Origin of the sequence: Paraburkholderia aspalathi, assembly GCF_900116445.1 — a bacterium.
In the GTDB taxonomy this organism is placed as follows: domain Bacteria; phylum Pseudomonadota; class Gammaproteobacteria; order Burkholderiales; family Burkholderiaceae; genus Paraburkholderia; species Paraburkholderia aspalathi.
Genome location: NZ_FPBH01000013.1, coordinates 149,051 through 171,167, shown reverse-complemented (window position 1 = coordinate 171,167; position 22,117 = coordinate 149,051). Strand labels below are relative to the sequence as shown.

Genomic DNA, 22,117 nt, shown 5'->3' with positions numbered 1-22,117 from the left:
GCTATGACAGGCAGATGAAATGGCTGGACGTGGGCGGTGCCGTGCCGGCTCTTTCGGGAGAAACTACACCGCGTCGGCGCGGTGCATCGCGCCACCCGATCGCCGTGACCGTTCAGTCGATAGACGGTGTAGAAGCCGCCGAATTAACCTCGTAAAAACCCTCATGGAGGCCCAAATCACCACATCGCGTTCGGCCTGTTGGCCGCGCTGAAACCCCTCGCTTGCCCCGCCCGTTCATTAAGGGGCTGCATCCCTCACCCCGCCGCCGTGTAAACTGCTGACTTTTTTGACTCTGGTGGTATGGTGCAAGCCCCACAGCGCACAGCTTTCAGTGGTCCGGCGCTCATTCGTTTACTTGCTCGCCTGACGGACGTCGATGTTCCCGAATCCAGCCAGTCGCTTTCGGACCGGCTAAGCCAATGGCTCGGCTGGACCGACGCGATCGCGTTGTCCTCGGCGCTGAGCAACGCTCCGCCAGCCGTCGCCGGCGGCGCACGCGCCTTCAGCGACGCTGAAGAGAGCGAGTGCGCCCGCGTGCGCGCGTCGTTGGCGGATGCCATCGTCGGCGATAGCGTGTTTGCCGTCGCGAGGCGTCGCGGGTCGGCAGCGCAGGCGCTCCCGCAAGGCGCCCCGGCGGATGCGCCGGTCGACTATGCGGTTTTCCGTCAGCGCTACCTCTCCATGCAGCAGTCGATGGAGACGGGCATCGGCACCCTACGCGCCCGCCTGCGGGCCATGCTGGCCGCCAGAACGCCCGCCATGGCCCGGCTTGCGGTGATGGACGCCGTGATGGAGCGCGCGCTCAGCGAGCGTGAGCGGAGTCTGCTGGCCGCCGTGCCGGGCTTGCTGAAGGGGCACTTCGAGCGTTTGCGCGAGGCGGAGCAACAGACGCTGGCCGACGCGGAAGCCTCGGGGGACGCCGCAACCGTCCCGTCCGCCACACCCGCCACACCCGGCACGTGGCTGAACACGTTCCGCAAGGAAATGCAGAGCGTGTTGCTGGCCGAACTGGATGTTCGTTTACAACCGGTCGAGGGGCTGCTCGCCGCCCTTCGCACCTGCTAACTGGGACACTATGTCCAGATATCTCAATCTCGTTGTTTTTCTGGTGGGTCTGGCCGCGGTGTGCTGGATCGGTGGCGGCTACGTCGGCTCGAATGTGCTGGCGTTGGCGGTCACACTGTTGATTGGCGTCTGCTACGTGGCCGGCGCGCTCGAGCTGCGACGCTACAGCCAGGCCACGTCTACGCTGGCGCGTGCGGTTGCGGGTCTGTCCGGGCCGCCGGCCAGCCTGGGCGCCTGGCTCGAGCCCCTGCATCCCAGCCTGCGCAATGCGGTGCGCCTGCGCGTTGAGGGTGAGCGGGTGGCGTTGCCGGGCCCGGCGCTGACGCCGTATCTGGTCGGTTTGCTCGTGCTGCTGGGCATGCTCGGCACGCTCCTCGGCATGGTGGCGACCCTGCGCGGCACCGGCATGGCGCTGGAAAGCGCGACAGACCTTCAAGCTATCCGCGATTCGCTCGGCGCACCGGTCAAGGGACTGGGCTTCGCGTTCGGCACGTCGATTGCGGGCGTGGCCACGTCAGCAATGCTGGGACTGCTTTCGGCGTTGTGCCGGCGCGAACGGATCGATGCCGCTCAATTGCTCGACGTGAAGATCGCGACGACCTTGCGCATCTACTCGCAGGCCCATCAGCGCGAGGAAAGCTTCAAGCTCCTGCAGCGGCAGGCCGAGGTGATGCCCACGCTGGTCGATCGTCTGCAGGCGATGATGACGGTCATCGAACAGCAGAGCCTCGCCTTGAACGAGCGGCAGCTCGCCAGCCAGGACGCTTTCCACGGCAGAGCCGAAGCCACCTATACGCGCCTTGCTGCGTCCGTTGAGCAGTCGTTGAAGGAGAGCGTCGCCGAAAGCACCCGCGCCGCCAGCGCGGCGCTGCAGCCGGTCATGGCGGCCACGTTGGCGGGTCTCGCGCGCGAGACGACCGCAATGCACGACACCGTCACGCACGCCGTCCAGCAGCAGTTGGATGGACTCTCGACTGGATTCGAGGCAAGCACCGCCACCGTCGCGGGCATCTGGAACAAGGCGCTCGAGGGGCAGCAACGATCGAACGAGGCGCTCACGCAGCAGTTGGGCACGTCGCTGGATCGATTCACCGAGACTTTCGAGCAACGCTCGGCCGGCCTGTTGGAAGGCGTCTCCGCGCGACTGGAAGCGACGGCGGGCAACGTGTCGGCAGCGTGGAACGAGGCGCTGTCACGGCAAGAACAGGTCGGCGAAAAACTGGCGGGACACAATCAGCAAGCTTTGGCGGCGGCCGCAGCAACCTTCGAGCAGCACTCGGCGTCACTGCTCGCCGCAGTGGGCCAATCGCATACGGACATGCAGACGGAATTGGCCTCGCGAGATCAGCAACGATTGGCAGTCTGGACCGAGACGCTCGGTTCGATGGCCGCAACGTTGAACAAGGAGTGGGAGCAGGCGGGCACGCTTAGCGCGAGCCGGCAGCAGGAGATCTGCGACGTGCTGGCGCAAACCGCGCGCGACATCTCCGCTCAAACTCAGGCACACGCGAGCAGCACGATTGCTGAGATCGACCGGCTCGTGCAAGTGGCTGCGGATGCGCCCAAAGCCGCAGCAAACCTGCAGGCGGAACTCGCCGCACGAGATCAGCAGCGGCTGGAGGCCTGGACCGCGGCACTCAGTTCAATGGCCGCTACGTTGAGCAAGGAGTGGGAGCAGGCAGGGACGCTTAGCGCGAGCCGGCAGCAGGAAATCTGCGACGTACTCGCACAGACCGCGCGCGACATCTCGGCCCAAACACAAGCACACGCGAGCAGCACGATCGCCGAGATCGACCGGCTCGTGCAAGTGGCTGCGGACGCCCCCACGGCCGCCGCAAACCTGCAGGCGGAACTCGCCGCACGTGACCAGCAGCGGCTGGCCGCCTGGACCGAGACACTTGGCTCCATGGCCACCACGCTGAGCAAGGAATGGGAGCAAGTTGGCACGCGCAGCGCGACCCGCCAGCAGGAGATCTGCGACACGCTGGCACAAACCGCACGCGACATCTCCGCTCAAACTCAGGCGCACGCGAGCAGCACGATCGCCGAGATCGGCCAGCTTGTGGAAGCCGCGTCGGAAGCGCCCAAGGCAGCGGCGGAAGTCGTCGCCGAATTGCGTCAGAAGCTCTCCGACAGCATGGTCCGCGACACCGCGATGCTGGACGAGCGCAGCCGCCTGCTGGCAACGCTGGAAACCCTGCTCGATGCCGTCAACCATGCATCCACCGAACAGCGCACGGCCGTCGACGCGCTCGTCGCCACGTCAGCGGATCTGCTGGATCGTGTCAGCACCCGTTTCACTGACAAGGTCGAACTCGAGACCGGAAAGCTGGGCGCGGTGGCCGCGCAGGTCACCGGCAGCGCCGTCGAAGTAGCAAGCCTAGGCGAAGCATTCGGCGCGGCCGTCCAGGTGTTCGGCGAGTCGAATACCACGCTGGTCGCACATCTGCAGCGTATCGAAGCCGCGTTGGACAAGTCCCTCGCGCGCAGCGATGAGCAGCTGGCCTATTACGTCGCCCAGGCGCGAGAAGTCATCGACCTGAGCATGATGTCGCAGAAGCAGATCGTCGAAGACCTGCAGCACCTTGCCGGCAAGCGGGCGTCTGTCGGAGCTGAAGCGGCATGAGCGAGGAAATCGACGGCGGCGTGGAGACCACGGCGCCCATCTGGCCCGTCTTCGGCGATCTGATGTCGGTGTTGCTGGGCGCGTTCGTGCTGATCCTGGTGGGTGTCATCGGTGTGCAGCTGGAACTCTCGACCCGGCTGAAGCAAGAGGTCAAGCAGCGTCAGATGGAAACACAGCGCCGCAAGACGTTGGAGCAGGCGCTGGCAGGACCGCTGGCAGCGGGCCGGGTGACGCTGGTCAACGGACGCATCGGCATCAACGGCAGCGTGTTGTTCGCACTGAACTCCGATCAATTGCAGCCGGAAGGCCGGGACGTCCTGAAGAGCCTGGCGGGGCCGCTGTCCGCTTACCTCCGGGCCAATGACGAGATCCTGATGGTGAGCGGCTTTACCGATGACCGGCAGGTGCGGGAAGCTAACCGTCGCTTTGCCGACAACTGGGAGCTCTCGGCCCAACGCGCGTTGACGGTGACCCGTGCGCTGATCGATGCAGGCGTTCCCGCCTCTTCCGTATTTGCGGCCGCGTTCGGCTCGCAGCAGCCCGTCAGCACGAATGCCGACGACCAGGGCCGGGCGAAAAACCGGCGCGTGGAAATAGCACCGGTCCCGAGGCCTTCGAGCGCAACGGTGAAGCCTCGTGAGTAGTGTGAGTCGTCCGAGTAGTGGCGCTAACGAGGTGACAGGCGGCGCCCGGGCAACGCTCGACGCATGGCGCGAGCGTGGCGCCGATCGCATGGATCCCATTCGCTTTCATTTCATCGAGGCGCTGGATCGGCGGGCAGCCAGTCATAGCGGCGAGGCGCGGCGTCTCCTGGATGAGAGGCTCGCCAAACTGATCGAGGCGTATGCGGTCGATCTCGAGCGCGCTGCATCCGAGGCTGGCGATGCTGGCACCGACACCAAGGCATCACCTGGCGATCCCGCTCGCGGAACGCTGGCCGGACTGATCGACTACATCGCCAATCATGCGCCTGCAGACGATGACAGCCTCACAGCGGGCAGCGCCACGCCTCGGCCATCGTCCTATCCGGAACTGGAGGCGCTCGATTACTTCAGGGAGACCTGGTCCAAGGTCCGATCCGAGAAACAGCTGCGGCAGTCGCTGAAGAAAGCGCCCGGCAATGCCGGTCCGCTCAACTCGAGCAGCCTTGTTCATCGATCGCTCTCGCTGATGCGCGAGTTGTCGCCGGGGTATCTCCAGCAGTTCCTGTCGTACGTCGACGCCTTGTCGTGGATGGAGCAGATGAACGGCGGCGGTGCCTTGCCGGCTAAAGAGACGCCTCGCGCCACAAGCGCCAGAAAGAATACCAGGGGCAAATCGCGTTAGCGCGAGGGCAGATCCGTCGAGCCCCTGGACCACCACAATCCAGCCAAAAGCAATCCTCCGGTTTGCGCCGCTTTAACGTCCGAAATCGCAATTTAGAAGACGGCCTCTACTGGGATAATCAGATTGTACTGGCTGGTTAAAATCTGAAAATGTTCGAATCCCCGCTGTCTGATGAAGATTGGCAACGCATCGCCCACCTGTTCCACCACGACACCACACCGAGAGTTGGCCGACCACGGCGAGATCCGCGCGAGATCGTCAACGCCATACTGTGGATCGTTCGCAATAACGAAAAGTGGCAGCGCCTCCCCGCAAGCTTTCCGCCATCGCAAACCTGCTACATCAAATGGCTGGAGTGGCGACGCGCCGGCATGATGTCGAAGGTTTTCGCCGAACTCGGCATGAGCGAGCAGTTGGAGTGTTCAAACGGTTCGCAATGTTGAAGTGGTGAAGCAGGACAGGAAGAATCGGGACGCCGCGGATCACATCCATCCGCCGGTTGCGCGGGTCATCGCGCGTCACGCCCGATCCGCTGTCCACTTCACGAACACTGCACCGACCTCCCGCAAGACAGCCTCTCGAGCGGGCATGTCAAGCGCGGGCGCATCGTAATAGGCTGCGATCAAAAGCGGCGCGCGTCCGGGTGGGCGAACGATCGCATAGTCGTTGGTTTCTTCTTCCACGCTGGTTCCGGGCCTGTCACCCGCTACCCAGTCCGGCGGTAACGCAGCGCGGAGCCGGTTCAAACCCGGTTTGCAGGCAATCATCCAGTTTTCCAGCTGCGTACGCGATTGGGGACTCAGAACATTTCCCAAGAGAATTTTGCTCGCCGAGTTAGTGATCGAACGAGGCGTAGTGGTATCGAGCACACCGCTATTTTTGTTCGACTCGGGTTCGTACCGATCGGAACGCGTCACGGTATCGCCGAGACCGCGAACGAATTGCGTCAAAGCGGCGGGACCGCCGACGCTTCTCATCAACAACACGGCCGCCGTGTTGTCGCTCACTTCGACAATCGCCTGGCACAGTGCGCCCACCGACATCGCGCCTTCTGCAACGTGTGCCTTCGTCACGGGCGACGTAAAGATCAGGTCCTTCCCGGTGTACTTCACAAGACGGGCAAGATCCTCCTTGCCGGCATCCACACGCGATAGCACCTGCGCGGCGAGCAGTCCCTTAAACGTGCTGCACATCAGAAAGCGTTCGTCAGCGCGATGCGCCAAGGTTCGGCCCGAACCGGTATCGATAGCGAACACGCCAAGGCGTCCGCCATTGCGGCGTTCGATGTCAGCTAATGGGGAAGCGTTTGCGGCCAGTGTGGGAGTGATGCGAAGGCCTAGGAGCAGCGGCAATCCGAGCGTCAGGGTCCTGCGTGTCGCAGAGATGGTCAAAGAATCGTCCTCAAATTCAATTCGCTTACGACAACCACGCGACGGATAGGAACGATCAGGCATATCACGTCACGCGCTCACCATAAAGAACGGGCCAGTCCTAAGTAGAACTGGCCCGCTCACAGCGCAAAAATCACGTCTGAGGATTCGTACCGTCTGCAGCCTGAGCGTTGTCGGCGTCGTCCTGCTTCTCGCCGTCTTTTTTCTCGACCAATCCCTCCAATGCACCTGCGCCTTCAAAGCCTGCAATCGCTGCAACGCCTTTCGTTAGCAGACCTGCGTCCGGATCGACTTTTTCTGCTGCTTCAACGGCCGCTACCGCACCAGCGATCTTGCCTACTTCGTCCAAGAGTCCCATTTCGCCCTCCGCGAGAAAAAGTGAAATGCCATCCTCTCACGAACTTCGCGCCTTGTCGCCAAATGTAAAATTGACTTACCACTTTGCCGCCGACCCGAAATGACATTGAAAGAAATGTCCACTCTGTACGCCTAAATCGCCTTCGTTACCGGCGCAGTGGCAGCAGGATCGGTGATGCTGGCGTGGCCTGTTTCCACGTGACCTGCAATGCGCCGCAACCAGCCCGCATTGCCTGCAACCGTCAATTGAAAGTCATACCACTGACTGCTGCATGACAGGTCCCAATGCGCCTCCACACTGCTCGCCGCGGGCACGCTCAACGTGCGCGGCGCCTGGCCATAGGCGACGTCGCTTACGGTGACCGTGAGTGACTTGGTCCCAGCATTGGACACTGTCACGTAGACGTTGCCGTTGGCCACGTCGTAACAGGTCACGACATCCGGCTTGGCTGCAGCATCCGCAGTGGACGAACCCGCGAAGCGCCGGAAGTAACCGTTCGGGCCATAGACGTTCACCAGATAATTACCGTTCGCATCGAGTGCCCACGTATCGGTCAATTGCTTGCCGGCCTCGACGGTATAGCGGCGCGGCATCGCGGTCGGGTCACCCGTGTACACCCAGAAATGCGCGCCCTGCGTGCCGGTGTTCGCAAACGTCAGCGCATACCCTTGCGACTGCAACTTCCCGTTCACATGCAATTCGTACGGCAACGCCCGCGCGGGCCGCGTGCCCGCTTCCTGCGCCGTCACCAGCTGCTGAGCCGTGCTGGCCGGCGCAGCCTGCGCCGTGGAACGCGCGCATTGCAGATCGGCCTGCGCGACGTAGGTTTGCGTGCTCGGCAGCGACGGCACGGCCGCATCCGATTTCGAAAAGTCGAGCGCCGTGGTCAGGTCGCCGCAAACGGCACGGCGCCACGGCGAGATATTGGTCTCGACTACGCCGAAACGCTTTTCGATGAATTGCAGCACCGACGTGTGATCGAACACCTGCGAGCAGACAAAACCACCCTTCGACCACGGCGACACGACCGTCATCGGTACGCGCGGCCCGAGGCCGTATGGCAGATTGTCCGCGGTATACGTGCCGGCCTGCGTCGCGGTCACGACGTTGTGCCGTTCGAGCGAGATGTCCACGGTGCTCATGCCGGAGCCGGGCACCGTAGGCGCCTGCGGCGGCACCACGTGGTCGAAGAAGCCGTCGTTCTCGTCGTACATGATGAACAGGACGGTCTTGCTCCACACATCGGGATTCGACGTCAGCGCGTCGAGGATCGTCGAGATGTAGTTGGCGCCATAGAGCGGCGTGAACTTCGGATGCTCCGAATACGCGGCGGGCGGCAACAGCCAGGACACCTGCGGCAATGCACCGGCCTGCACGTCGGCCTTCAACTGTGTCAGCGTGCGCGTGCTCATCCCGCGGTTTTGCAGCGACGAACCCGCCGGTGCGTTCACGAAATTCTGGAACGAGGCCAGCATGTTCGTGCCGTAGTTGCCGGTGAAATTGTCGAAGCCGGTGCCCTGCTGATAAATCTGCCAGGAGATGCCGGCCGTTTCCAGCCGCTCGGGATACGTGGTCCAGTTGAAGGGCTGCAGTTTGATCGTATCGAACTGGTTGTCGATGTAGTCGGTGTTGTCGAGTAGCGGTCCGCCACCCGTGGCAAGCGGGTCGACCATCCCCGTCATCAAATACATGCGGTTCGGATGCGTGTTACCCGGAATCGAACAGAAGTAGTTGTCGCACACCGTGAAGGCGTCGGCGAGCGCGTAGTGGAACGGAATGTCCTCGCGCACGTGATAGCCCATCGTCATATTGGTTTTCTGCACAGCCCACTTGTCGGCGCGGCCGCTGTCGATCGCGCCGTGCGTGGTGGCCCACGTATGCGGCAGGCCGCCGATACATTGCGCGTTGACGTTCGGATTGGTCGTGTCGTAGCGGAACGGCGCGATCACCTTCGTCTGATCTTCCTGACGCGGCTGGAACCATACCGGCTGGCCGTTCGGCAGCGTCACAGGGAAACGGTCGTTATAGCCGCGCACGCCGCTCAGGTGACCGAGATAGTGGTCGAACGAGCGGTTCTCCTGCATGAACACGACAATGTGCTGCACGTCCTGGATCGTGCCCGTGACCGAACTCGGCTCGATCGCCAACGCCTTGCGAATCGATTCGGGAAACAGGGTGGTGGCGGCAGTCGCGCCCGCCAGTCCGGCGGACAGCTTCAGAAAATCTCGACGAGTTTTGGTGACCATGCGATGGACCTAATTTGAATTCTGGACTCAGGAAGCAGGCGGGACGAAGCCCGGCGGGCAGCTCATGCGCGCGTTCACAACGGTGGCGTTGCCGCATGCTGCCTTGGCCGGCGTGGACGATACGCCGTCGCTGCATGCGCCAAGCAGCGCGGTCGCAGCAACAGAACAGATGAGCGCAAAAAGCCGGAATGCCGACGTCGGCATGGAGGTCTCCGTGGAAATGAATGACTGACGGACGCGATCGCGCGTCGGCAACCGCCGCGCTCTGGCGCAAGCGGTGCCGAGACAATAGTTTCGATTTATTACACGCGAGTGTCGTGCTGGAAAGCAGATGGACTACGTGTAACCGCCGTGTAACCGCTAGCGCCTGGGCGGCTGCGGGTTATTCGCTGGATTGGTATCGAACCGCGCGACGCTATTAATGCCATCGTCACTGATGAGTGCAGTCAATTCAGCTTCCAACACGTCGGCGATTTCCTTGCCGTATATCTCGTCGCCATTCACGTAGACAGTGAATGATTGCAAGTACTTCGCTTTCTTCTCCGGATTCTCAATTGTCTGCCGGGTCCATTGATAAAGTGGATAGTTTTCCAAGCCCTGCTTTTCCGCTTCATTCACGTAGTCTGCGAAAGCGTCGAATTGACATTTCAAAGTCGCGTTGTGCTTGCCCAGCACATTGCGAAGCGCAGCATGCGAGGCACCGGCCGGGTCTGTACGCAGATCGTTTGCAAGTTCGGGTGAGACGGTGATTCTTAGCTGGAATTGCCAGGTGGGTTCCATGTGGACCTCGTTATCGAATCATGAGCGCACGCTCGTGGATATTCAGGAAGGTAGCATGGCCGTGATCCAACGTATCCAGTCCAAACTGCTGTCAGACAAGCAGCCCATCAGCACACTGCTCGCAATCCAGCAGCCTGAAACTCCGATATCGTCTATCGAGGGGCAAGGCAGGACGCCCGCCCCGATGGCATAGCTCGTGCTTTGTAGTCCATATGGTCAAGAGCCCAATCGCTCTGCCTTACTCCACCTATCGACTTAAGAGCAGACGCATGACATCACAAAACCAGCGTGAAAAACACCCGCTTTCGTACGGCACAGACTATGAACAGTTGGCTGCCAGGTTCAGGCCAATCTTCAACCGGATCGCGGAAGGCGCGCTCGAACGCGAACGCACTCGTGCGCTGCCGTACGAGCAGATTGTCTGGTTGAAGGAAGCGGGGTTCGGCGCAGTCAGAGTGCCGCGCGAATACGGCGGCGCCGGCGCGTCGCTTCCGCAACTCGTGCAGCTTCTGATCGAACTGGCCGAGGCCGATTCGAGTTTGCCGCAAGCGTTGCGCGGCCATTTCGCCTTTGTCGAAGACAGAATCAACGCAGCACCCGGCGCCGCACAGGACAAATGGCTGCAACGCTTCGTGGCGGGTGAGATCGTCGGTAACGCGTGGACCGAAGTCGGTGCGGTCAAGATCGGCGACGTGATCACGCGTGTCTCGCGCCACGGCAACCAGTGGGTCGTCAACGGAACCAAGTACTACAGCACGGGCAGCATTTTTGCCGACTGGATCGACGTCTACGCGCAGCGCGACGATAACGGAGCCGACGTCATCGCAGCAGTGAGCACGCATCAGACAGGCGTCAAACAAAGCGACGACTGGGATGGCTTCGGTCAACGCACCACTGGAAGCGGGACGTCCGTATTCGAAAATGCCGTGGTCGAAGAAGAGAACATCATCGACTTCGCCACGCGCTTCAAATATCAGACTGCGTTCTATCAGCTCGTGCTGATCGCCGTAATTGCAGGTACGGGGCGCGCCGCCTTGCGCGACATCTCACATGAAGTACGCAAACGCACCCGTGTTTACAGCCATGGAAACGCGCCACGCGTCAGCGAAGACGCCCAGGTGCAGCAGGTGGTGGGGCAAATCGCGGCACGCGTGTATGCAGCAGAAGCGGCTGCTGTGCGAGCCGCGGAGCCGTCACAAAGAGCATACGAAACGCGCTTCGGTGCGGACCGTGATGCTGAACATGCGGCGAACGTGGCGGCCGAAATCGAATCGGCAAAAGCCCAGGTCGCCGTGGCCAGTTTGATTTTGCAGGCGACCACGGACCTTTTCAATGCACTCGGTGCTTCGGGCACTAGCGAAAACAAACTATTGGACCGCCACTGGCGAAACGCGCGGACCGCTGCGTCACACAATCCGCTGATCTATAAGGAGCGAATTGTGGGAGATTGGGAAATCAACGGCAAGGAGCCGCCCTTCGTCTGGCAGATTGGCAATAGCAGAACTGCGGCATAGTCGGCTACCGCAGCGGCATGTGGACCGGTCTCGCGGCCGGTCCGCTTCAACCTCCAAAGGCATGCAACGCAAATGAGCCTACTTCTGCGCGGAAATCTGCTTCGCCCGGATCAAGCGCGCCCGCAACACATTGCGACTAATGCCCAGCAGCCTCGCCGCCTGAATCTGATTCCGGTAGCAGAAGTCGAACGCCACACGCATCACCGTGTCTTCGATCTGCTCGAACAGGTTGCCTTCGGCGTGATCGAACAGATGACGCAGCGCCCCTTCGAGCCCTTCCAACGGTGTGGACGCTACAGGTTCGGCAGCCGCCCGTCGCGCGGCATGAATCCCGAACGACGACATCTGCAGATCGCCCTCGCCTAACGAATCGCTGCGGCACACCAGCAACGCGTAGTGAATGACGTTCTCAAGCTCACGGATATTGCCGGGCCAACTATGTTCCAGCAGCTTTCGCTCCGCGCGCGGTTCGATGTCGACCGGACCGTAGCCCAATCGGTTCCGGTACTCTTCAATGAAGTAGCGGGCCAGCGGCAATATATCGCCGGGCCGATCGCGCAACGTCGGCACAGCCAGATGCACGACGTTCAGGCGATAAAACAGGTCCTCGCGGAAATGGCCTGCCGCCACCGCATCCTGCAGATGCACATTGGTCGCCGCCAGCACGCGCACGTCGATCGGAATGCTCCGTCGCGAGCCGAGCCGCACGATCTCGCGTTCCTGCAATACGCGCAGCAGCTTGACCTGCATCGACAGCGGCAAATCGCCTATCTCGTCGAGAAATAGCGTCCCGCCATTGGCCGCTTCGAACCAGCCAGGCTTGGCGCAGAACGCACCGGTGAACGCTCCCTTCTCATGCCCGAACAACTCGCTCTCCACCAGCGACTCGGAGAACGCCCCGCAATTGACCGCCACAAACGGGCCGTCCTTGCGAGCACTCAGGTTATGCACATGACGCGCGACCAGTTCCTTACCCGTCCCTGTCTCGCCGATCACGAGCACGTTAGCGTCGCTCGGCGCCACCATGCGAATACGCTCGAGCAAGGCCAGCGATTGCGGGTCCGAGAAGACCTGCGCGGTCGCGCGAATCGAGGTGGTCAGCGTGCGCTTGTCGGGCATCGTCAACAAAGGCGGCACTTCCGTTCGCGCGACGGCAGGCCGGTCCGGTAACACGTGATGGAGTGAATAGTTCATGAGTAGAAGCTCGGCGTCGGATATCGTTGCGTCAGAGCCCATTCGCCGATTTCTCGAAGCTTATAGGCAAGCGGATCGTGAAGCGTATGCGTGCGCAAATTTCGCCAGTGACGGTCTAGCCTCAACGCGCCATGCGTCGCACGCGCGCCGGCCACGTCAAACATACGGGTACAGATGTTGAGCCCGATTTCTGTGGCCGCAACTTTGGCCGTTGCAACCGCCAACGCCACGTCGCCGCGCTCGGCGTCGGTCAGCGCATCCGCTCGAATCCATGCCGCATCGAAACGATCGGCCGCGCGGTCGGTCAACAGCCGCGCCGCCTCGAGGCCCGCCCAGAACTCGCCATACTGGCCCAGGATATAAGGATCCGCGGCCGTGGTTTGCACGCCGGACGTATGCCACGGACGCGCCTCATGAAGCGTGTAATGACGGGCGTCGTTGAACGCACTTTCGCCGATGCTGAGGTACACATTCGTCAGGATCAGCTGAGCGAGCAAGGGCCGCAGACACGCAAAAGGCGTCGACAGCGGCCCCGGGTCGGTCAGAATCTCGTGGTTCTCCACTCGCACCTTTTCCAGCGTCACCGTACCGCTATCCGTTTGGCGCTGACCGATGTTGTTCCAATCCTCCGCGACGGAAATGCCCGTGCGCCCGGTGGGTACCGCCGCGATTAGCAACGCCCCCGTATCGGCGTCTCGCGCAGACGCGATCAGCATTTCGGAATCGAGCGCGCCGGAACAGAAGCTCTTCTGCCCGCTGAACTCGCGCCAATCCGCGTGCGAGTAGCTCACGGCCCGTTCATCGAGCGGGTTTAACGCATTGCCCCAGAACCATTGACGGCGCGCAGTCTGCTCGAACCAGGCGCGCCACTGCGCCGACGAACCGAACAACCGCACCGTCGCCAGCATCAGATGATGGAAGCCGAATACATGTCCGAGCGAACTGTCGGCCCGGCCAAGCGTGCGCACGACATCCAGCGTCTGCCGCCAGTTCGCCCCGAGACCGCCGTGCGCCTCCGGAATGCTCATCGCCAGAAGACCACTGGCGCGCAATGCGTCCCGCTCCGCTTTCGGCGTCCCACCTCGCGCGTCGCGTTCGGCGGCGGTTAGCGCAAATAGGGTCGCGAGCCGCTGCGCGATCTGCAGCGGCGTTTCACTGACCGATGCTGTCTCCGCGTCCGGTAGCAGACAAGCCGGCGCGTCCGGCAGTACGTAGGTCGAATTCATATGGGCAAGGACACTCACTCCGCTACACGCGGGCGTGGACCGTCATCTGTTGGCTGACGGGCGTTGAACGGCACTGATCAGGGTTGCTTCCTCAGAAGCGTATTCTGACCATCTACCGCGACTTCCGATGCATTTTGTTGTGGTATCCAAAGTCGAATTGCTGCTTACGCAGCAGCATCGGTATGGATGCTGCCTCTGCACCAGCACCGCTCTCACACATTGCCTCCCAGGCAGCAGGCCCGTTGGAATACTGAAAGCTCTCGCGTCCCTCTCCAACACCCTGCGCTGCTTCTCCAGCAGCAGCGCCGAGGCCATCTTGCTTCGCCAGCTTCATACGTCAGCCTGCAATGGTTCCATGCCACCGCGATATGCGCGGCAGCAAAAACCGCAAACGGTTATGCCATTTGACTTGGCGCGCGATCGGCGTTGGCTCGCACATTCGTCCTCGTCCCGTCTTGTCACGCAAAGCCGGATGGCACGGTATTCGCTAAATAAGCGGCACTCCCGATTAATTTGCTTTCGCCTGAAAGGATCGTTCGAATGGGTAAGAGATTGAAAGTAGTCGCCGTCTCCGGTGGATTGCAACGGCCGTCGCGCACCCTCGTGGTGGTCGAACGCCTGCTTGCCGCGCTCGGCGACGCGCTGCCGATCGACACGCATCTCGTCGAACTGGGGCAGATCGCCTCCAGCCTCGCCGGTGCGGTCCATCGCTCGCAAGTTCCTGCCGACGTTGCCGCGCACATCGGGGCCATTGAATCGGCGGACCTGCTGGTTGTTGCGAGCCCGGTTTATCGCGGGTCGTATACCGGGCTCTTCAAGCATCTGTTCGATCTCGTGCACCACGAGGCGCTCATCGACGTGCCGGTTCTGCTCGCCGCAACGGGCGGCAGCGATCGCCACGCGCTCGTCATCGATCATCAATTGCGTCCGCTGTTCAGCTTCTTTCAGACTCGCACGTTACCGATCGGCGTGTATGCGTCTGAAGCGGATTTCAACGGCTATGCGATCTCTAACCCGGCACTGGAGGAACGCGTTGCACTGGCGGTGACACGCGCGCTCCCATGGCTGCATGCCGGACGCCTCCCCGCTTCTTTCCCGCAAGCCGCAACGCTGGCTGCCTAAATCTCTTCATTCAATCATCAGGAATACCATGAGCCAGAACCATTCTCACGACGACGCCGTCAAGTTCGCCTACTGGGTGCCCAATGTCAGCGGCGGTTTGGTTGTCAGCACAATCGAGCAGCGCACGGACTGGAGTCTCGAGTACAACCAGAAACTCGCACTCACCGCGGAGAAGGCGGGTTTCGAATACGCGCTGAGCCAGATACGCTTTACCGCCGGATACGGTGCGGAATATCAGCATGAGTCGGTGTCGTTCAGTCAGGCCCTGTTGCACGCCACAACCAAACTTAAAGTGCTGGCGGCGATTCTGCCAGGTCCGTGGCACCCCGCCGTTGTCGCCAAACAGATTGCCACCATCGACCATATTTCCAACGGCCGTATTGGGATCAACGTGGTGAGTGGCTGGTTCAAGGGTGAATTCACTGCGCTCGGCGAACCGTGGCTCGAACACGACGAACGCTATCGCCGCTCGCACGAATTCATCGAGGCGCTCAAGGGCATCTGGACCCAGGACAATTTCACCTTCAAGGGTGACTTCTACCGCTTCAACAATTACACGCTGAGTCCCAAGCCCGTGCAGAAGCCGCATCCGGAGATCTTCCAGGGCGGCAGCTCACGCGCCGCACGCGACAACGCTGCGAGCGTTTCCGACTGGTATTTCACCAACGGCAACACGCCGGAGAACCTGAAGGCACAGATCGACGATATTCAGACCAAGGCAGCAAAAAACAATCACAAGGTGCGCATCGGCGTGAATGCCTTCGTGATCGCCCGCGATACCGAAGAAGAAGCCAAGGCCGTGCTCGCCGACATCATCAAACATGCGCACGTCGAAGCCGTGCATGCGTTCGGCGACGCCGTCAAACAGGCCGGCAAGGCTTCGCCGGAAGGCGAAGGCAACTGGGCCAAGTCGAGCTTCGAAGACCTCGTGCAATACAACGACGGCTTCCGCACCAATCTGATCGGTACACCGCAGCAGATTGCCGAGCGCATCGTCGAACTGAAATCGATCGGCGTGGACCTCGTGCTGACCGGTTTTCTCCATTTCATCGAAGAGGTGGAGTATTTCGGCAAGCGGGTCCTGCCGTTGGTGCGTGAGCTCGAACTCAAGCAGCAGGCCAAGGCCGCCTGATCATGACAAACGCACAGCCGTCGACGCTGCCGCACTGGCTGCGCCATCAGGCGCAGCAACGGCCGCACGCTATCGCATTGCGGCACAAGCGGCTGGGCACGTGGCACGCGTTGTCGTGGCAAGACGTCGCCACGGCGGTCGAGCAGCTGGCCGCCGGTCTCGCGCAGCAAGGCTTCGCGGCGGGTGACGCGCTGCTGCTCGTCAGTCATCCGCGCGAGGAGGCGCTGCTACTGTCGCTGGCCGCGCAATGGAACGGTGGCGTCGCGATACCGCTCGACCCGCAACTCACCGACGACGCGTCGCGCTCAGTGCTCACGCATATCGCGCCGCGCTTCGTGTTCGCCGAAGACGACGGCCAGATCGATCGCCTGCTGACGTATGAAGGTTTGCGCGTGATCGATGCCAACCCACGCAATCTGGCGTCGCATCCGCATGCCGCTGTAACCGACTATCGCGCGTTGTCGGTCCATACCGAGGGCGGCTTTGCTCCCGCTGCTCGCCCCCATGACGACGCATTCGCCTTCGTGCGCCTCGATGCCGATGGGCAACTCGTCGAACAGCGTTTCCCACATGCGACGCTGGTGCGTGAAGCACAGCAACTCGTCGCCGCAGAGAAACTGAACGCGGGCGACGAAGCGTTTGCCGCACGCGCATTCGCCGCCGCCTCCCAGGCGCGTTACCTGATCGCGCCATGGGTACTGAGCGGCTTTCGCCTGAATTTTCCGGAGTCGCTCGCGACCCGCGACAACGATCGCCGCGAACTCGCGCCCACGCTCGTAGCAGGCACGCGCGAAACCTACGCCCGGGTGGCACAGCTCGTCGACGACCGTTTGCCCGGTGCACGCTCATGGCGGCGCCGTCTGATCAATCGTGCGCAGCGCAAACAGGGCGGCCCACTTGCTCGTGCGCTGACGTGGTGGCTCATCACCCGTCCGTTACGCGAAGTGATCGGTTTTTCGCGCACGCATGCCGCGCTCGTCATCGGGCCGCCGCTCGATGAAAAAACCGCTGCGCTGTTCGAAGCAATACGCGTCGATGTGCGCGCCTGGCCCGATACAGGCGACTGGCGGCGTGTCGAACCTAAACGTCAGGCCATGGCGCCGCAGCACTATGCGACAGACGGCGCATCAGAACAGCCGGCCTATTGACGCATGACTCAACGTCCAATGACTTCATCCTCAAACGCCTTGCTCTCGCTCGACCATATCTCGCTGTCATTCAAGGGCGTGAAAGCGGTTACCGATATCAGCTTCGCCGTGCACACGGGTGAGATCTGCGCACTGATCGGTCCGAACGGCGCGGGAAAAAGCTCGCTACTCAACGTGATCAACGGCGTTTATCAACCGCAGCAAGGCAGCGTGAATTTCGACGGCCGTATCTATCGGCGCATGAATCCGTATCACGCGGCGCACAGCGGCATTGCCCGCACGTTTCAGAACATCGCACTGTTTCGGCGGATGAGCGTGCTGGACAACGTGCTTACCGGCCGCAATCTGCATCGGCGCAGCACATGGCTTGAACAGACTTTGAGCATTGGCCGTGCGCGCCGCGATGAGACGGTGCAACGCCGTTATGCCGAAGTCGTGATCGAAGCGCTCGATTTGCAGCGCTACCGCCATACCACCGTCGGCACCCTGCCGTACGGCGTGCAAAAGCGCGTTGAACTGGCCCGCGCACTCGCCGCCGAGCCACGTCTCTTACTGCTCGACGAACCGATGGCCGGCATGAACGCAGACGAAAAACGTGCAATGGCCGGTTATGTACTCGACGCCAACACGCAATTCGGCGTGACTGTCGTGCTGATCGAGCACGACATCGGCGTGGTGATGGACCTGTCGGATCACGTGGTGGTGCTCGATTACGGCAAGAAGATCGCCGACGGCGCCCCCGCCGACGTGCGCACCAACCCGGACGTACTGGCCGCTTATCTCGGCACCCGTCACTGAGAGATTGAACGACATGGGATTTTTCCTCGAAGTACTCGTCGGCGGACTGCTGGCGGGCGTGATGTATTCGATGGTCGCGATCGGCTTCGTGCTGATCTACAAAGCGTCCGGCGTGTTCAATTTCGCGCAGGGTTCGATGGTGCTGTTCGGTGCGCTTACGTACGTGAGCCTCGTCGAGCGGCACGTGTACCCCGTGCTGGCATTTGCGATCACGTTAGCGGCCCTGGTGCTGATTGCGTTGCTGATCGGCCGGCTCGTTTTGCGGCCACTGGTAAATCGGCCGCCCATCGTTCTGTTCATGGCGACGCTCGGCTTGAGCTTCATTCTCGAAGGCGCCGCGCAACTATTCTGGGGCGCCCAGGTGCACGGTCTGGACCTCGGCATCGACGACAAACCGCTGAACGTGGCCGGCGTCATGATCAGCCAGTTCGACGTCTTTGCCGCGGCGACCGCCGGCGTGCTGGTGATCGGCCTGTCGCTTCTGACCCAGCGCACGCGGCTCGGGCTGTCGCTGCGCGCAGTCGCCGACGATCCGCTCGCCGCGCTCGCTATCGGCATACGGCTGCCGCGCGTGTGGGCGATCGTATGGGCTCTCGCCGGCTTTGTCAGCCTCGTGGCGGGGCTCCTGTGGGGCGCTCGGCTCGGTGTGCAGTTCTCGCTCTCGCTGGTGGTGCTGAAGGCGCTGCCGGTGCTGATCATCGGCGGGTTTTCGTCGATCGGCGGGGCGATTGTCGGTGGCCTGCTGATTGGCGCGTCGGAAAAGCTTGCCGAAGTCTATGTCGGCAGCCTGCTCGGCGGCGGGATCGAAAACTGGTTTCCCTATCTGCTCGCGATGCTATTCCTGCTCGCGCGCCCAGTCGGTCTGTTCGGCGAACCCGCCGTTGAACGCGTGTGAGGCCCGCTATGTCATCTCTTCACACCACGCAGAACACGCTACGTCGGATCAAACCGTACCCGGTGCAATTGCCGGGGCTGAAGCTATGGTTCGCGGCGATTCTCGCGCTGATTGCGTTCGTCGCCGTGCCGATACTCGGCAACGACTACTGGCTCAATGCCATTCTGATTCCGTTCCTCGTGCTGTCACTTGCGGGACTCGGGCTGAACCTGGTTACGGGCTACGCGGGCCAGCTCTCGCTCGGCTCCGCGGCGTTCATGTCGGTCGGCGCCTATGCCACCTACAACCTCATGGTGCGGGTGCCGGGGTTGCCGCTGGTCGTCGACCTATTGCTCGGGGGATTGATCACTGCCGCCGTGGGCGCGGTGTTCGGTTTGCCGAGTCTGCGTATCAAAGGCTTCTACCTGATCGTCTCGACACTGGCTGCGCAGTTCTTTGTCGAATGGATCTTCACGCGAGTCAGCTGGTTTTCCAACAACGACACCTCGGGCGTACTCAGCGCGCCACGCCTCACGGCATTCGGCTGGAAAATCGACACGCCGGCCGCACGCTATCTGCTCGTACTCGGCGTCACCACCGTCCTGTTCATTCTTGCGACCCGCCTCGTACGCAGCGAACTCGGCCGACGCTGGATGGCCGTGCGCGATATGGACACGGCCGCACGCGTGATCGGCATCCCGACCGGCCGCACCAAGTTGCTCGCATTCGCGCTGAGTTCATTTGTGATCGGCATTGCCGGCGCGTTGTGGGCATTTGCCTATCTGGGCACGGTCGAGCCGCACGGCTTCGATCTCAATCTGTCGTTTCAGGTGCTGTTCATCATCATCATTGGCGGCATGGGGAGCATCGGTGGCAATTTTCTCGGGGCGGCCTTCATCGTGTTGCTGCCCATTCTTCTCTCCAATGCCGCAGGCGCACTAGCCACCATCGGCATTGAAGCCGGTCAGTTGCAGAACCTGCAGAAGATCCTCTTCGGCACGCTGATCATCGTTTTTCTCATCAAGGAACCGGACGGACTCGCAAGACTGGTTCAGACCGCGTGGAATCGTCTGCATGACTGGCCGCTGCGCCCATGACTTCGCTTTCACGCATCACCCTTTAATCCATCGTTTATCCATTCAAGGTCCATCCAGTATGAATTTCATCGACTCCTTCAAAAGGCGCGGGACAGTCTCGCGCGTCGCCGCTGCCGCGAGCCTGATGCTTGCCCTTACCGCCGCATTTGCGCCCACCGCGCAAGCTGCGGGCGAAGAATACTTCCCGCTGCAAAGCTACCGCGTCGGGCCGTATGCGGCGGGCGGCAGTGGCTTCTTCGGCGGCTTTATCGACTATATGAACCTCATCAACAAGCGCGATGGCGGCGTCAATGGGGTCAAGCTGACGTGGAGCGAATGCGAAACCGAATACGTCGTGGAAAAAGGCGTGGAGTGCTACGAGCGGCTCAAGAGCGGCCTGAACGGCGCGCCGGCTGCGGCGACCAATCCGCTCTCGGTCGGGATCGCCTATGCGACGCTCGATCGTTCGACCGTCGACAAGATCCCGCTCGTCACGATCAATCACGGCCGCACGGATTCCACAGACGGCGCGGTATTTCCGTACGTGTTTCCGCTTCAACTCAACCCATATAGCGAAGTCTCGGCGATCGTGAATTACATCGGCCAGCAGTCAGGCGGGCTGAATCAGCTGAAGGGCAAGAAGATCGTGGTGCTCTACCATGGTTCTCCTTACGGCCGCGAGACGATTCCCGTGCTCGATGCGCTCTCCAAGAAGTACGGCTTTGAACTCACGCAGATCGAAGTCCCGCATCCGGGTAACGAGCAGGGCTCGCAGTGGCTCACCATCCACCGGATCAATCCAGACTGGGTGATTCTGCGCGGCTGGGGCGTGATGAATCCGGTCGCCTTGAAGTCGGCGCAGAAGGTCGGCTTCCCGGCGAATCACATCATCGGCAACATCTGGAGTAATTCGGAAGAAGATGCGCGCCCGGCAGGCGACGCCGCGAAGGGTTTCATTTCGATTACCACGCATCCGTCCGGAACCGACTTTCCGGTACTTCAGGCGATCAATCAATATGTGATCAAACCCGGCAACGGCAACCTGAAGGACCCGGCGCGCTTCGGTACGGTGTATTACAACCTGGGCGTCGTCAACGGCATTCTCAACGTCGAAGCGCTGCGCGTGGCTCAGGCCAGGTTCGGCGACAAACCGCTTACGGGCGAACAGGTGCGCTGGGGGTTTGAGCACTTGAATCTCGACGACGCGCGTCTGAAGCAGTTGGGTGCGTACGGCCTGGTTCAACCGCTGAAGCTCTCATGCTCCGATCACGAAGGCGGCGGCGCCGTCCGCTTCCAGCAATGGGACGGTCAGCAATGGAAGGTGATTAGCGGCTGGGTTCAGGCCGATCGTGCACTGTTGCGCCCGATCATCGAGAAATCGGCGAACGCGTATGCCAAGGAAAAGGGCATTACGCCGCGCGATTGCAGCAAGGATCTCTGAGCATGAGCGCAGCCCCGATTCTGCAGGTCGAGGACATCGCCGTGACCTACAGCCAGCTCATTCCGGCATTGCGCGGCGTTTCGCTGACCGTGCCGTCCGGCGCCGTCGTCGCCTTGCTGGGCGGCAATGGCGCGGGAAAAACGACCACGCTGAAGGCCATCTCGAGCCTGATTCGCGCAGAACGGGGCGAGCTCACGTCGGGCCGCATCGCATATCGCGGCGATGCGATTACCGATGCGGACCCGTGGACGCTCGCCGAACGCGGCCTCGTTCAGGTGCTGGAGGGACGGCGCTGCTTTGCGCATTTGTCCGTGGAGGAGAATCTTCGGCTCGGCGCGTTCGTGCGGCGGCCTGCCCGCGCTGATCTCGAGGTGGATCTCGAACGTATCTACGGCACCTTCCCGCGACTCAAGGAGCGTCGTAAGGCGCTTGCAGGCTATACGTCCGGCGGCGAACAGCAGATGGTCGCGATCGGCCGCGCGTTGATGGCGCGGCCTTCCCTGGTGTTGCTCGACGAACCGTCAATGGGGCTCGCCCCGCAAGTCGTCGAAGAGATCTTCGAGACGGTGGCAGCACTCAATCGCGACGACGGCGTCAGCTTCCTGCTGGCAGAGCAGAATGCAGCGATCGCGCTGCAGTATGCGCAGTCCGGGTATGTGCTCGAAGGCGGCCGCGTGGTTGCACATGGGAAGGCAGAGGCGTTGCTGGAACTGGATACGTTGCGCGACGCCTATCTTGGACGTGGCCAATCCGCCACGAGCGGCACGCGCAGAGGGTCACGCCACTCTGTCCTGTGACTG

22 protein-coding genes are annotated in these 22,117 nt (G+C 61.8%); 15 read left to right on the top strand and 7 right to left on the bottom strand.

Going from position 1 to position 22,117, the window contains the following annotated elements; all coding sequences use genetic code 11:
* Window positions 1-300: 300 nt before the first annotated feature.
* The 5 genes from BM438_RS20905 to BM438_RS20885 all read left to right on the top strand — a co-directional run bounded on the left by BM438_RS20905 (window position 301) and on the right by BM438_RS20885 (window position 5,460).
* Window positions 301-1,065, top strand: a complete 765-nt coding sequence (locus BM438_RS20905) for a DUF3348 domain-containing protein (RefSeq protein WP_093637037.1) — start codon at window positions 301-303, stop codon at window positions 1,063-1,065.
* Between the two features lie 10 nt (window positions 1,066-1,075).
* A complete protein-coding gene (locus BM438_RS20900; protein ID WP_093637034.1) occupies window positions 1,076-3,691 on the top strand; it encodes a DUF802 domain-containing protein in 2,616 nt (871 codons plus the stop codon).
* Window positions 3,688-4,335 carry an OmpA family protein gene (locus BM438_RS20895; RefSeq protein WP_093637032.1) on the top strand — a complete coding sequence of 216 codons (648 nt, stop codon included), beginning with the start codon at window positions 3,688-3,690 and terminating at the stop codon, window positions 4,333-4,335. The genes BM438_RS20900 and BM438_RS20895 overlap by 4 nt, the downstream gene beginning before the upstream one ends.
* Window positions 4,328-5,017 (top strand): DUF2894 domain-containing protein, encoded by a 690-nt coding sequence (locus tag BM438_RS20890; protein WP_244179412.1) that lies wholly within the window; start codon window positions 4,328-4,330, stop codon window positions 5,015-5,017. The genes BM438_RS20895 and BM438_RS20890 overlap by 8 nt, the downstream gene beginning before the upstream one ends.
* Window positions 5,018-5,166: 149 nt before the next feature.
* Window positions 5,167-5,460, top strand: coding sequence for a transposase (locus BM438_RS20885; RefSeq protein ID WP_093637029.1), 294 nt, complete (start codon window positions 5,167-5,169; stop codon window positions 5,458-5,460).
* Between the two features lie 75 nt (window positions 5,461-5,535).
* On the opposite strand, the gene bla is transcribed toward BM438_RS20885, so the two are convergent.
* The 3 genes from bla to BM438_RS20870 all read right to left on the bottom strand — a co-directional run bounded on the left by bla (window position 5,536) and on the right by BM438_RS20870 (window position 9,012).
* A complete protein-coding gene (gene bla, locus BM438_RS20880; RefSeq protein WP_279630554.1) occupies window positions 5,536-6,369 on the bottom strand; it encodes a class A beta-lactamase in 834 nt (277 codons plus the stop codon).
* Between the two features lie 172 nt (window positions 6,370-6,541).
* Window positions 6,542-6,766, bottom strand: a complete 225-nt coding sequence (locus tag BM438_RS20875; protein WP_093637023.1) for a hypothetical protein — start codon at window positions 6,764-6,766, stop codon at window positions 6,542-6,544.
* A 131-nt stretch (window positions 6,767-6,897) separates the two neighbouring features.
* The gene (locus BM438_RS20870) at window positions 6,898-9,012 is read right to left on the bottom strand and encodes a phosphocholine-specific phospholipase C (protein WP_093637020.1); all 2,115 of its coding nucleotides are present in this window, start codon (window positions 9,010-9,012) and stop codon (window positions 6,898-6,900) included.
* A 64-nt stretch (window positions 9,013-9,076) separates the two neighbouring features.
* Here BM438_RS20870 and BM438_RS45575 point away from each other — a divergent pair, with 64 nt between their 5' ends.
* Window positions 9,077-9,244: a hypothetical protein gene (locus tag BM438_RS45575; protein WP_167378427.1), complete on the top strand. Its 168-nt coding sequence runs from the start codon at window positions 9,077-9,079 to the stop codon at window positions 9,242-9,244.
* A 128-nt stretch (window positions 9,245-9,372) separates the two neighbouring features.
* On the opposite strand, the gene BM438_RS20865 is transcribed toward BM438_RS45575, so the two are convergent.
* A complete protein-coding gene (locus tag BM438_RS20865; protein ID WP_093637017.1) occupies window positions 9,373-9,792 on the bottom strand; it encodes a hypothetical protein in 420 nt (139 codons plus the stop codon).
* Between the two features lie 269 nt (window positions 9,793-10,061).
* Between BM438_RS20865 and BM438_RS20855 the strand changes: the two genes are divergently transcribed.
* The gene (locus BM438_RS20855; RefSeq protein ID WP_093637011.1) at window positions 10,062-11,306 is read left to right on the top strand and encodes an acyl-CoA dehydrogenase family protein; all 1,245 of its coding nucleotides are present in this window, start codon (window positions 10,062-10,064) and stop codon (window positions 11,304-11,306) included.
* A gap of 78 nt (window positions 11,307-11,384) precedes the next feature.
* On the opposite strand, the gene BM438_RS20850 is transcribed toward BM438_RS20855, so the two are convergent.
* From BM438_RS20850 to BM438_RS20840, 3 genes are all read right to left on the bottom strand, one after another.
* A complete protein-coding gene (locus BM438_RS20850) occupies window positions 11,385-12,500 on the bottom strand; it encodes a sigma-54 interaction domain-containing protein (protein WP_093637008.1) in 1,116 nt (371 codons plus the stop codon).
* Entirely contained in the window at window positions 12,497-13,726 is a 1,230-nt protein-coding gene (locus BM438_RS20845) for an acyl-CoA dehydrogenase family protein (RefSeq protein WP_208620681.1), read from the bottom strand. The genes BM438_RS20850 and BM438_RS20845 overlap by 4 nt, the downstream gene beginning before the upstream one ends.
* Window positions 13,727-13,838: 112 nt before the next feature.
* Window positions 13,839-14,060, bottom strand: coding sequence for a hypothetical protein (locus tag BM438_RS20840; RefSeq protein ID WP_093637005.1), 222 nt, complete (start codon window positions 14,058-14,060; stop codon window positions 13,839-13,841).
* A 206-nt stretch (window positions 14,061-14,266) separates the two neighbouring features.
* On the opposite strand from BM438_RS20840, the gene msuE reads away from it, so the two are divergent.
* The 8 genes from msuE (at window position 14,267) to BM438_RS20800 (ending at window position 22,114) form a co-directional block, all read left to right on the top strand.
* Window positions 14,267-14,848, top strand: coding sequence for an FMN reductase (gene msuE / locus BM438_RS20835; RefSeq protein ID WP_093637002.1), 582 nt, complete (start codon window positions 14,267-14,269; stop codon window positions 14,846-14,848).
* Window positions 14,849-14,876: 28 nt separating this feature from the next.
* Entirely contained in the window at window positions 14,877-15,980 is a 1,104-nt protein-coding gene (gene sfnG, locus BM438_RS20830; RefSeq protein WP_093636999.1) for a dimethylsulfone monooxygenase SfnG, read from the top strand.
* Between the two features lie 2 nt (window positions 15,981-15,982).
* Window positions 15,983-17,128, top strand: a complete 1,146-nt coding sequence (locus tag BM438_RS20825) for an AMP-binding protein (protein WP_093636996.1) — start codon at window positions 15,983-15,985, stop codon at window positions 17,126-17,128.
* An 18-nt stretch (window positions 17,129-17,146) separates the two neighbouring features.
* On the top strand, window positions 17,147-17,926 hold the full coding sequence (locus BM438_RS20820; RefSeq protein WP_093636993.1) for an ABC transporter ATP-binding protein: 780 nt from the start codon (window positions 17,147-17,149) through the stop codon (window positions 17,924-17,926).
* A 13-nt stretch (window positions 17,927-17,939) separates the two neighbouring features.
* Entirely contained in the window at window positions 17,940-18,821 is an 882-nt protein-coding gene (locus BM438_RS20815) for a branched-chain amino acid ABC transporter permease (RefSeq protein WP_093636990.1), read from the top strand.
* An 8-nt stretch (window positions 18,822-18,829) separates the two neighbouring features.
* Window positions 18,830-19,897: a branched-chain amino acid ABC transporter permease gene (locus BM438_RS20810; protein WP_093636987.1), complete on the top strand. Its 1,068-nt coding sequence runs from the start codon at window positions 18,830-18,832 to the stop codon at window positions 19,895-19,897.
* Between the two features lie 124 nt (window positions 19,898-20,021).
* Window positions 20,022-21,317 carry an ABC transporter substrate-binding protein gene (locus BM438_RS20805; RefSeq protein WP_234487558.1) on the top strand — a complete coding sequence of 432 codons (1,296 nt, stop codon included), beginning with the start codon at window positions 20,022-20,024 and terminating at the stop codon, window positions 21,315-21,317.
* A 2-nt stretch (window positions 21,318-21,319) separates the two neighbouring features.
* The gene (locus tag BM438_RS20800; RefSeq protein ID WP_093636982.1) at window positions 21,320-22,114 is read left to right on the top strand and encodes an ABC transporter ATP-binding protein; all 795 of its coding nucleotides are present in this window, start codon (window positions 21,320-21,322) and stop codon (window positions 22,112-22,114) included.
* Window positions 22,115-22,117: the final 3 nt, after the last annotated feature.